The following is a 12,072-nucleotide window of genomic DNA, read 5'->3' as shown; positions in this document are numbered from 1 at the left end:
CATTTACTAGAAAGTGAGAGATCGATGGATGGCAAAAGATGCGAAACGTAAAAAAGCAAAAAGCAGTTTGAGCAGCGCCCAAGAAGTCACTTATTCGAGAGAGTTTAAAATGGCTGACAGAGCGGGAGGCTTTTCAGAAAAACATGAAAGCCATTAAAGCATAAAAATGCCAATTATAAAATGCTCCGAACATGTCACCCTAATGGATAGGACATGTTGTGAAAGCAACTGTCTACACCCTCTTTGCGGAGGTGCGCAAAATGGGAAGAGCACATAAGCAAAAAGCGCGTGATAAAAACAAAGCTAAGCTGCCGCAAGTGCCAAAAAATTTGAAGTCAGACGGCAAAAGTATTGAATTTTCAAGAGAGCTTGCCGACAAGGACGATCTTCAAGCATTGGCTCGCTCTGCTGCAGCGGACAAAAGGCAACAGAAAAGAACATAAAGGTTGTTTCAAAAGCTGTGCCTGAAAAATAATGATGAAAGACAACAGAATTTATTTTCTGTTGTCTTTTTAGATACTATTATTCCATAATTTAGGATATCTCTGATAGGTTCGTAAAGATTTCATCCCAAGCATATTTTTATAGTTCAAAACAATTTGCAAGACGTTTATTTTTCTAGATTTCGTTTAAATTCTAGTATTACAGCTTATTTTTTTCACAATTGAATTCAAACTAGATTTTTTATTCGGAAAACAAATTCAATTCCTGAGCTTTTTTAATAGCTAACATACGATTATGGACTCCTAATTTACGATATAAATGATTAATATGAGTTTTGACAGTAGATAATGAAACATCCAATTCTTCTGCCATTTCTTTATTCGAAAGTCCTTCTTGCATCAGTTTTAAAACTTTCATTTGCTGATTGGTTAACAAATGCTCGCTTAAATTTGCATTTCCTTCTGATGATTTGACAAAACATTCCATTGACATCTTTTCAAGCAATCTTTTCACATCATCTAAATTAACGTGTTTCGATCGATTAATATAGTGGTTTCTTACTCCTTGAACATATCGTTTAAGTAATTGTTCTAAATGCATTCCTTCATCTAGAAAAACTCTTAAAAACCCATTGGGGAGTGCAAAAGATAGTGCATTTTCTAATACTTGAAAACTTTCAAGCATTTGATTTTGCTGAGCAAGTAATAAACTTTTCAAAATAGTGAGACGAATAACGTGTCGAGGTTTTCTTTCCTTTTCCACAAGAGTGAGCAAGCGATTTGTCAAGTTCATAGCTTCCGTTTTTTGTCCTTGCATCCATAACATTCTAGCGAATAACTCATATTCTTCAATCATCGCAACGGAAATTTCATCCGATACAGAAAAGCCATTTTCGTTTGCCCAGTTTACCACCGCAGTTAATTCACCATCTTTTAACATATCTCGCATTTGGAACAATTTAATTTCTTTTAATAGTCTTAGAATTTTTCTTTGCTCCACATCGATGATCAATTGATGAATGATTTGGTCACTTTTATGTTTACGGTTACTATAAGCAGCAATTTGCGCCAACATTAAGGAAGCTTTCACTACAAAATTTAGATTGTCACACTCTTTCCCAATCCCCAAAGCTTTTTGAGTATAATATTCAGCTTCTTCCAAGCGGTTTCGTTCATATAACAAAACACTGTAATCTAAACATAAATGAGCTAAAAACAATGTATGTCTTGTCTTCCCCCACATGTTTAATAACATTCGCAAAGTTTCTTCTGTTTTATAAAGATTTTCACTTTCACATGTTAAATAAATATCCCAAATCGGATGATAGCCGTCTTGTTCAATGCCGAATTCAGGAAGAAACCCACCGTCAGGGTCTTGCTCTAAATATCTTTTAGAATATTCTACAAAAGACTCAAAATCTTTTTCTAAAAAAGAGCGAAATGCCACAAGGAAATCCAATCCTGCTCCATAATGTTGTTTATCTTTTTGTGAAAGTAAATTAGGATGATTTTCCAGTTTATCGATTGCCCAACAATATTTTTCTGTTGCTTCAAAAATATAGCCTGTTAAATAAAGAGACGCAATATTCATTAAAAAAAATATCGGTATATTAAAAAGCTCGGAATTCGGAATTCGATTCAGCCACTGGTGCAAAACCGCCCATTCATAATTTGGCATAAGAGGGAGCATTCTTTCTAGTAAACGAAGGGCGTGTTCATAATTTCCGCTAGACAAATAATGTTCCAAAGCTTCTTGTTGAAAACCGTTTTCCTCAAACCATCGACCTGCTGTTTCATGCAAAGCTTTCACTTGTTCTGGACTAGACAATTGAAGTTGCATGTGCAAAAACTCTTGGAAAAGGTGATGATAACGATACCACTCTCGGTCTTTATCTAATGACACAAGAAACAGGTTTTCCCGTTCTAGCTGGTGCAAAATAGTGGATGAATTCGTTTCATTGGTAATCGCTTCACATAAGGAAGCATTCATTCGTTCCAATATAGATGTTTTCATTAAAAACTGTTGAACGTCCTTCGGTTGTTTGCTTAGTACCTCTTCAAAAAAATAATCAGCCACATGACGCTGCTTTCCTGACATATCCAAAGCAACCTTCGTCCCGTTTAATTTATTATCAATGGATAAAGCTGCCATCCGCATCCCGGCAGCCCAACCTTCCGTACGTTGAAAGATGTCCAACAGTTCAATGTTATTAAAAGTCAACTCAGTGCACTGGTTAAAATAAGCTTTTGTCTCTTCGATGTCAAACCGCAGATCATCTGCGACCAGTTCAACGAGATTACCTTCAACGCGCAATCGGGATATCGGCAAAATAGGTTGATTACGAGTGGCAATATAAAAATGAACATGTGCAGGTATACGTTCTAGTAAGTAAGACAATCCATCCAAAATGGATGGATCTTTAATAACATGAAAGTCATCCCAAACCAACACCGTTTGTTCAGAAAATTGATGCAAAAGATTGATTAACTTAAAAATGTGCGTATTTCCATACAAATCTATTTCTATCGAATGCCTCTCAACTTTTTCACGAAATGATGGATTAGCTCGTTTAAGCGCTCCAATGGTATGTGCCCAAAACTGAGCCGGATTATTGTCGCTTTCATCTAGAGATATCCATCCAATATGTGCATCGATTGTTGTTACCCATTCACTGAGTAACGTACTCTTGCCGTACCCTGCAGGAGCAGTTATTATAGTAAGTTTTCGGTAAAGACCTTCATTAAGACGATGATTCAAGTGGGAACGGACAATTAATTTCCCCCTTGTTTTCGGGACAAAAAGTTTCGTTTCAATGATCATTCCGTTAACCCCTTTTTATTCCCTTCTGTTTTTTTAGAACGTTATCACATTTTGCAAAATTAAACTAACTAAGACTAAGAATACCTCATAGTTAGTGCAAAACGCATGTCAACAGCAGTGGAACAAAAAATGAACAAATTCAATTCATCATATTTCGATCAAAACCTCTAAATAATAACAATTTCTTACACAATTTATACTATAGTTATGTTTAAAAATAGTCAATTTTGAATATTCGCTATATTACACATAAATGTCCATAGATTATTCGACAAACAAACAAAAAAGAAAACGGTTTTCTACATGTCAAAACGCCTTTATTACCAACATCTCCCTATCAATTCCACCCAGTCCTTCAACCTTTTGGTCGATTTACAAACAAATAAATTCTAGTATATATAATATTTAAATGCATCACGTTAATAGAAAAATTGCTCAAATGCTTCAACCAATTGTATATAACCAACTTCCACATATAATTAAAAGTTTCTTTTAGACTGGCATACTTACTAATGCAAACATGTGTAAAAAATTACGAATGATTTGCAAAAGGAGAGATATTTCGTGTCAAAACGTTTCACAAAAATTGTATCTACCAATCTAGCTTTTCTGTTAGTTATATTCACCCTGCTGCACCAGCTGCCGATTGTCGAAGCACAATCCGCTGAATTTGCTGGCGGCTCAGGCGATCCGAATGACCCGTATTTAATTAAAACTGCCGAGCAGCTAGACAACGTCAGAAATTATCTAGATAGGCATTTTAAGTTAGCGGCAAACATCGATTTATCGGATTTAGAATCAGAATGGGTTCCAATAGGAAGCCAGTCCGCTCCTTGTGCGCCCGGCATGGGTGTAATCTATAGGGTGAAAGTCCCGAGCTGCGAAGGCAGAAGTAGCAGTTAGCTTAACGCAAGGGTGTCCGTGGTGACGCGGAATCTGAAGGAAGCGAGCGGCAAACTTCCGGTCTGAGGAACACGAACTTCATATGAGGCTAGGTATCACTGGGTGAGTTTGCAAGACAAAACAAAGCCCTTTCTGCCGAAGGTGATACAGAGTAAATGAAGCAGATGGATGGAAGGAAAGATTACACTCTTACCCGGGGAGGTCTGGCTGGCACGCCAAGTAACCTTGGTAACCTATCTAGTGATAGATAACTGAACAGTCAGAAGTCAGCAGAAGTCATAGTACTCTTTTCGAGCTCGAGACGAAAGAGGAAGGACTGAACAATTAAGGAGAACGAATCGCTAGGCGTTCATCTTCTGTGTGGAAGCAGACAATCCGATAGGACTTACTTGAAGGAGGAAGTGGTGAATCCCACGGGGGACTTCAAGAGGGTGGAGCAGAAGATGGCACAAATAGAAGAATTCGTTCACGTGGAGAGGATATCAATGTTGATGGAAATGATTTTGTCACGGGAAAATCTCCTGGCGGCACTGAAACGAGTCGAACAGAATAAAGGAGGTCACGGAGTAGATGGCATGTCCGTAAAAGACCTACGAAGACACCTCTACGAAAATTGGGACTCCATTCGACAGTCGTTGAGAGAAGGAACCTACAAGCCCTTACCCGTCCGTCGAGTCGAAATCCCGAAACCGAACGGTGGAGTAAGACTTCTAGGGATCCCTACCGTGACGGATCGTTTCATCCAACAAGCGATTGCCCAAGTGTTGACGAAAATCTTTGATCCGACCTTCTCGAACCATAGCTATGGTTTCCGACCAGGTAGAAGGGGACATGATGCGGTTAGGGAAGCAAAGGGTTATATCAAAGAAGGATATCGTTGGGTAGTCGATATAGACCTAGAGAAATTCTTTGACAAGGTGAATCACGACAAACTGATGGGGATCTTGGCGAAAACGATCAAAGATCGAATTCTACTGAAGGTAATTCGCCGGTATCTTCAATCAGGCGTGATGATCAATGGAGTGGTAATGGAAACGGACATGGGAACGCCTCAAGGCGGCCCGCTTAGTCCACTTTTATCAAACATCATGCTTCATGAATTGGATAAAGAGCTTGAGAAACGTGGACATAAGTTTGTTCGGTATGCGGATGACTGTAACATCTATGTGAAAACAAAGAAAGCAGGAATTCGTGTCATGAACTCCATTACGAACTTTATAGAGAAGGAGTTAAAGCTCAAGGTAAATAAAGAGAAATCGGCGGTAGACCGTCCTTGGAAACGGAAGTTTCTCGGTTTCAGCTTCACACTCAATAAGACTCCAAAGGTACGGATTGCGAACGAAAGTGTGAAACGTTTGAAGAACAAGATCCGTGAAATTACATCAAGGTCGAAACCGTATCCAATGGAGAAAAGGATTGAGAAACTGAATAAGTATTTAATGGGATGGTGCGGATATTTTGCCTTGGCAGAAACACCAAGTAAGTTCAAAGAATTTGATGAATGGATTAGACGAAGGCTTCGGATGTGTTTGTGGAAAGAATGGAAAACCCCGAAAACAAGAATTCGGAAACTCAGAGGATTAGAAGTTCCAAGCCATAAAGCATTCGAATGGGGCAATACACGCAAGAAATATTGGCGGATTGCCTGCAGTCCCATCCTACACAAAACCCTCGACAACTCCTATTGGAAGCGTCGAGGGTTAAGAAGTCTATTCGAAAGATATCAAGCACTACGTCATACTTAATTGAACCGCCGTATACCGAACGGTACGTACGGTGGTGTGAGAGGTCGGGGGTTAGTCACCCCCTCCTACTCGATTTACGGGAACATTGAATGGAAACGGATTTACGATATCCAATTTAACCATTCAACAATCCCCGACAAACGACATCGGCTTGTTTGGCGCAACCGATTCAAATGCCGTCATTAAATTTGTCATCTTAAAAAATGTCAATATAAACACCAGCGATAAAGAGAATGTCGGGGCAATCGTTGGATACAACCAAGGTACCATTGAAAATTCTCTCGCTGAAGGAACCGTAAAAGGAAAAAATTCTGTCGGCGGGCTAGTTGGATATAACAGTGGAAATATTACATTCCTGCTATCCAAAGTAACTGTAGAAGGCGCAGAAAATGTCGGCGGGCTAATCGGATATCATAATGGCGGAACAATTGAAAATGCTTCTGCGACAAAAGATGTTCAAGGTATTGGAAACAATGTTGGGGGATTAATCGGAAAAAGTGAAAACGGCACAATTAAAAACTCCACTGCCACAGGAAATGTAAATGGCAAATGGTATATTGGTGGTTTAGTAGGCCAGAATACAAATGGGCAAATCACAAATGCCTATGCGACAGGGGATGTATCAGGAAGAAGATCTGTCGGTGGACTAATAGGAGGAAATGTTGGAGGCACAATTGAAAATACTTTCGCCACTGGAAAAGTAACAGGTGGTACATATATAGGTGGATTGGTGGGAGAGACTAGTGGTGGCAGTATCACAAACAGCTATGCCACCGGGGATGTAGATGGCGATGTTGATGTTGGTGGATTAGTTGGAAGATCATTTAGTAAAATAACAAAAACTTACGCAAAAGGAGATGTAACAGGGATAGTCCATATCGGTGGATTAATTGGGCAATTGGGAAATGGAGAGACTTTAAATTCCTTCGCTTTAAATGCACAAATAAATCTAAATGTAAAAGGTGATATCTATATTGGTGAAGTCATCGGTAAGTATGATTCTAATTATCCAAATTTCTCAAATATTTATGCCTTAAAAGATATGATACTTAATATTACAAATCCTAACGGTGTTAACGGCACAGACATTAGTATAGAAGAAGCGCAAAATCAACAAACCTATGTAGCTTTAGGATGGGATTTTAATCATATATGGAAGATGGATAAAAGTGGTTATCCTACATTACAAACAACGGAGGGAATCGGTGCTGCAAGAAAAAGTACGGTAACTTTGCAATCTAATTTTACAAATGCCGGTACATTAACAGGACAAGGGCAATATGAGCCTGGAACAGAAGTGAACTTGATGGCACAACCTAACACAGGCTATCAATTTGTCAATTGGACAATCGACAACGTAGAGTTGAACCACCAACCAACTGTCCAATACACCATCTCACCTGGAGATATTACGATTGTGGCGAATTTTAAGAAAATCAGCAAGATGCTTACTTTAAACGTGAATGATCCAAATGGCGGTACGATTACAAAAGGAGCAAGTGGAAGTTATGAATATGATGAGGAAATAGAACTTCAGGCAACGCCAAAAGAAGGCTACCGCTTCGTGAAATGGGTCATCAATGGTACGACTGAAATAACCGATTCAACCTTTACTTATAAAATGCCAGCACAGGATGTAGAAATCATTGCGTATTTTGAAAAACAATCTTATGAAGTGACGGTGAAAGCAAACGATCCAAAAGGTGGTACAGTCACAGGTAATAGTGGAAAGTATCTTTTTGAGGACCAAATTTCATTACAAGCCACACCAAATGAGGGCTATCGCTTTGTCAATTGGACTGTCGACGGTAAAGAAGTAAGTAAAAATCCAACATTTACTTTTACTGTCCAAGCAAAAGACGTTGAAATTCTCGCCAACTTTGAGAAGCTATCCTATTATGAAGTGACGGTGAAAGCAAACGATCCAAAAGGTGGTACAGTCACAGGTAATAGTGGAAAGTATCTTTTTGAGGACCAAATTTCATTACAAGCCACACCAAATGAGGGCTATCGCTTTGTCAATTGGACTGTCAATGGTACTGAAGTAAGTAAAAATCTAAAATTCACGTATACTGTCCAAGCAACAGACGCAGAAATTGTAGCTCATTTTGAAAAATTAACTTATAAAGTAACAGTAAAATCAAATCATCCTGAAGGCGGTTCGATTTCAGGAGAAGGTACTTACCAATATGGAGAAAACATTACATTAACAGCGACACCAAATAAAGGGTATCGTTTCATCAATTGGACCGTAGAAGGCATAGAAGTAGGTACAGAGCCGACTTTTACTTACACGATTCCAGCTCAAAACGTCGAAATTATGGCAAGATTTGGAAAACAATCATACAAAGTAGCCGTGAAATTAAACAATCCAGAAGGTGGGACTGTTTCAGGCGAAGGTACTTACGAATATGGCGAGAACGTTACTTTAACAGCGACACCAAATAAAGGCTATCGCTTTGTGAATTGGACGATTAACGGCAAAGAAGTAAGCGACGAACCAACGTTTACTTACACGGTTCCTGCAGAGGATGTAGAAATCATCGCGAACTTTGAAATCCTGTCATTCAAAGTAACTGCTCAAGCGAATAATCCAAAAGCAGGTAAAGTGAGTGGCGGTGGTACGTACGAATATGGTAGTCAAATCATCTTAAAAGCAACACCAAACGAAGGCTATCGTTTCGTCAATTGGTCGATCAACGGCAAAGAAGTAAGCGACGAACCATCGTTCATTTATACGGTCCCTGCAGAAGATGTGACAATTACGGCTAATTTTGAAGAAATACGACCAAGTATAGAAGAACCAGGGAGTGGACCAACAGAAGAAATACAAAATGAGCCAAATGAAGAATCATCAATATTACCTAAAACTGCAATGCACTATATGAACTGGCTTTTAATAGGACTAGCATTCATTTTAATTGGAGCTTTTGGATACATTCTTAATAGGAAACGAAATACTCAATAAATCATAATAACGCTGTATTATATAGGAGTAATTTAACTAAAAAAGAAGTGCCATTTTCAAAACGGAAAATGAACACTTCTTTTTTCTTCTCAAATAAACCTTGTTAAGAAGGGATTATTTAGTGGATTTTGAATACTCGTTTAGTTCGTAACTCAGCTTTCGCAGTCCAAAATCTTGTTTAAATGCTTGATGTAAATGGTTTTGGGAAGTACAAAATTATCATTTGACATTTTTTAAAACATAAAGAAAGACACCTATTCTTTTGGTAAAATATTGGTGACGAAACCAAATCCAAAAGAAAGGTGTCACCACTATGATAACGAATAAAGACTACTTTGCGCAATTACCAAAAGAAATTAAACAAGGATTTTCCGAATTAAATATTGGATATCATTTAAGAAAAGCGAATATTACGAAACTTTCCGGGTATTCTTGTCTTACTGTTTTCAAACTGATTTTTCTTTTAGTCTTCCAATATAAGAACTGGTTTCGTGCTTTTATGAGTAAACGATCTCAGGATCTGCCCGGAAAGGATACAGTCTATCGCTTTTTAAATACACCAACCTATCATTGGAGAAAGTTTCTGCTTTCATTAAGCAGTGAAATGATCCGTCTGCTTCAACCATTAACTTCAAAAGATCGTGTCACAGCTTTTGTGATTGATGATTCTGTCTTTTCAAGAAACCGTAGTAAGTCGGTTGAACTGTTGGCTAAGGTTTTTGATCACTCTACCCATCAGTACTTGAAAGGGTTTCAAATGCTTACCCTTGGCTGGACCGATAGTTTTACTTTTATTCCCGTTGATTTTGCTCTTCTAAGTTCACCGAAAAAGGAAAATCGCCTGCAAGAAATCAATACCAATATTGATAAACGAACATCTGGCTATAAGCGTCGCCAGGAAGCTCTGAAATCAAAACCGGACGTGGCTTCAGCTTTACTTGATCATGCGCTTGAAAAAGGGATTATAGCTGACTATGTTCTCATGGATTCCTGGTTTACACAAGCGCCTTTAATTGAGAAGATTACGAACAAAGGGTTATTTGTCATTGGCTTGGTGAAGCAATTAAAGCAGCGATACGTTTACAATGGTGAACGTTTCACACTGAATCAACTTTACAAATTGGCAAAACCTCACATGGGTAAAAAAGACATTCGCGGATCCGTTTATGCTACTTTAGACAATGGAATTCCAGTAAAAATTCTATTTGTACGAAACCGTAATAAACGGAGCGAATGGCTTGCCATTCTCAGCACAGATACAACATTAGAAAATGAAGAGATCATTCGTATTTACGGCATGCGTTGGGACATTGAAGTCTTCTTCAAATGCAATAAATCCCTTTTAAATTTAGAGAAAGAATTCCAGGGACGTTCCTACGACATGTTAATTAGCCATACAACCATTGTTTTTACACGATATATTCTCATTGCTTGGCAAATGCGAAAAGAGGAGGATCCTAAGACGATTGGCAACCTTTTTTACATCCTTTGCGAAGATGTAAAAGACATAGATTTTATTACTGCCCTTCAATCACTTATTGACCTTTTCCAAACTTTGGCGGAAGCCGAGGTTTCTTTGAACATGGACATCTTTAAAAATCAAATGAATAAATGGTTGGCCACTATACCTAATTATATCAAGCAATGCTTAAATATTTCTGTGTGCGAAAGTTGAGTTCGTAATTAATAAAACAATTAATCATCGTTCGATATACGTCTTCAGCTATATTAGGATCTAAATTTTCTTTAACTGCAAGGTTTCTTACTTTTTCAATTACTTCTTCTACTCGTTTAGGTGCTCTTACTGCGTCTTGATTTTTTTTAAATTTTGCTGCCTGTTTAACGAAGTTAGCTCTTTCGCTAATTAACTTAATGATTTTACTATCAATTTCATCAATTTTATTTCTTACTTCCTCTAAACTTTTAAGTTCTACAGTCATCATTACGCACCTCTTTAAATTAGTACTAAAAAGAGAAAGTGCTTTGATACTTTTTAAAGTAGTAACAAAGGACCGACTATAAAGTAGGTTACTTTTTCAACATCTCAAATACTTGCTCAACGTCTTTGTCACCACGGCCAGAAATATTAACGATAATTGTATCTTCAGGTGATAAAGTTGGTGCAAGTTTTATTGCATGAGCTACTGCATGAGAACTTTCAAGTGCTGGAATGATTCCTTCTACTTTCGATAATATTTGGAAAGCTTCCAATACTTCTTCATTTGTTACTGTTACGTATTCTCCGCGACCTGTTTCGTGAAGGTATGCGTGTAATGGACCTACACTTTGGTAATCTAATCCAGCGGCGATGGAGTTTGTGCCAAGTAAATTACCTTCTTCATCTTGTAACACTAAGCTTTTGAAGCCGTGTAATACAGCAGGGACACCTTTTGTAATCGATGCCGCACCAGCAGGTTCAACACCAATTAAACGAACGCTTTCATCCCCAATATAGTTTGCAAATGCACCAGCAGCATTACTTCCGCCACCAACAGCCGCAACAACAGCTGTTGGAAGTTTGCCTTCTTTCTCTAAGTGTTGTGCTCGACTTTCTTTACTAATGACAGATTGGAAGTGCTCTACAATTTCAGGATATGGAGTAGGGCCAACAGCAGATCCTAGTAAATAGAATGTATTTTCATGGTTTTGTACTAAGTCTGCAAAAGCTTCGTCTACCGCTTCTTTTAAAAGACCGTTTCCTTTATCAACTGCCACTACTTTTGCGCCAAGTAATTCCATACGGAACACGTTTAAAGCTTGGCGTTTCGTATCTTTTGCACCCATGTAAATTGTACATTCCATACCGAACATAGCGCACGCTGTCGCTGTTGCCACACCATGTTGGCCAGCGCCAGTTTCAGCAATGACACGTTTTGCACCCATACGTTTTGCAAGTAAAATTTGGCCTAATACGTTGTTTAATTTGTGAGAACCTGTATGATTTAAATCCTCACGTTTTAAATAAATTTTTGCGCCACCTAATTGTTTTGTTAAGTTTTCAGCGAAATAAAGTGGAGTTTCGCGACTTGCATATTCTTTTAAGTAATAGCTTAATTCTTCGTTGAATTCAGGATCGTCTTTATATTTTTTAAATTGTTCTGCTAAGATATTTAATACGTTTTGTACATCTTCAGGAACAAAGCTACCTCCGAATTGTCCATAATAACCATCTTTTACTGATACTAAACTCAT

At 38.1% G+C, this 12,072-nt stretch carries 9 protein-coding genes; 6 read left to right on the top strand and 3 right to left on the bottom strand.

Annotated elements, in window-relative coordinates:
* Positions 1 to 28 precede the first annotated feature (28 nt).
* Both NSU19_RS10985 and NSU19_RS10980 read left to right on the top strand, forming a co-directional pair.
* Positions 29 to 157 carry a YfhE family protein gene (locus NSU19_RS10985; RefSeq protein WP_339196502.1) on the top strand — a complete coding sequence of 43 codons (129 nt, stop codon included), beginning with the start codon at positions 29 to 31 and terminating at the stop codon, positions 155 to 157.
* 103 nt (positions 158 to 260) lie between these two features.
* Positions 261 to 443: a YfhD family protein gene (locus NSU19_RS10980; RefSeq protein ID WP_063386722.1), complete on the top strand. Its 183-nt coding sequence runs from the start codon at positions 261 to 263 to the stop codon at positions 441 to 443.
* A 241-nt stretch (positions 444 to 684) separates the two neighbouring features.
* Here the strand turns inward: NSU19_RS10980 and NSU19_RS10975 are convergent, their stop codons facing one another.
* Positions 685 to 3,264 (bottom strand): LuxR C-terminal-related transcriptional regulator, encoded by a 2,580-nt coding sequence (locus NSU19_RS10975; protein WP_339196500.1) that lies wholly within the window; start codon positions 3,262 to 3,264, stop codon positions 685 to 687.
* A 564-nt stretch (positions 3,265 to 3,828) separates the two neighbouring features.
* Here NSU19_RS10975 and NSU19_RS10970 point away from each other — a divergent pair.
* The 4 genes from NSU19_RS10970 to NSU19_RS10955 all read left to right on the top strand — a co-directional run bounded on the left by NSU19_RS10970 (position 3,829) and on the right by NSU19_RS10955 (position 10,555).
* Positions 3,829 to 4,167 carry a hypothetical protein gene (locus NSU19_RS10970; RefSeq protein WP_339196498.1) on the top strand — a complete coding sequence of 113 codons (339 nt, stop codon included), beginning with the start codon at positions 3,829 to 3,831 and terminating at the stop codon, positions 4,165 to 4,167.
* A gap of 485 nt (positions 4,168 to 4,652) precedes the next feature.
* The gene (gene ltrA, locus NSU19_RS10965; protein ID WP_094245397.1) at positions 4,653 to 5,912 is read left to right on the top strand and encodes a group II intron reverse transcriptase/maturase; all 1,260 of its coding nucleotides are present in this window, start codon (positions 4,653 to 4,655) and stop codon (positions 5,910 to 5,912) included.
* A gap of 85 nt (positions 5,913 to 5,997) precedes the next feature.
* Positions 5,998 to 8,880, top strand: coding sequence for a GLUG motif-containing protein (locus NSU19_RS10960; protein WP_339196496.1), 2,883 nt, complete (start codon positions 5,998 to 6,000; stop codon positions 8,878 to 8,880).
* Between the two features lie 313 nt (positions 8,881 to 9,193).
* On the top strand, positions 9,194 to 10,555 hold the full coding sequence (locus tag NSU19_RS10955) for a transposase (RefSeq protein ID WP_087960047.1): 1,362 nt from the start codon (positions 9,194 to 9,196) through the stop codon (positions 10,553 to 10,555).
* Here the strand turns inward: NSU19_RS10955 and NSU19_RS10950 are convergent.
* Complete coding sequence (locus NSU19_RS10950; protein ID WP_339196494.1) at positions 10,518 to 10,823, bottom strand: chorismate mutase; 306 nt, start codon at positions 10,821 to 10,823, stop codon at positions 10,518 to 10,520. The two genes, NSU19_RS10955 and NSU19_RS10950, sit on opposite strands and share 38 nt — an antisense overlap.
* A gap of 85 nt (positions 10,824 to 10,908) precedes the next feature.
* Positions 10,909 to 12,072, bottom strand: coding sequence for a tryptophan synthase subunit beta (gene trpB / locus NSU19_RS10945; protein ID WP_339196492.1), 1,164 nt, complete (start codon positions 12,070 to 12,072; stop codon positions 10,909 to 10,911).

It is taken from the genome of Aeribacillus sp. FSL k6-2211 (assembly GCF_037966125.1).
GTDB lineage: Bacteria > Bacillota > Bacilli > Bacillales > Aeribacillaceae > Aeribacillus > Aeribacillus composti.
The sequence above is the reverse complement of the archived record's forward strand: the minus strand, read 5'-3'. Positions and strand labels throughout refer to the sequence as shown.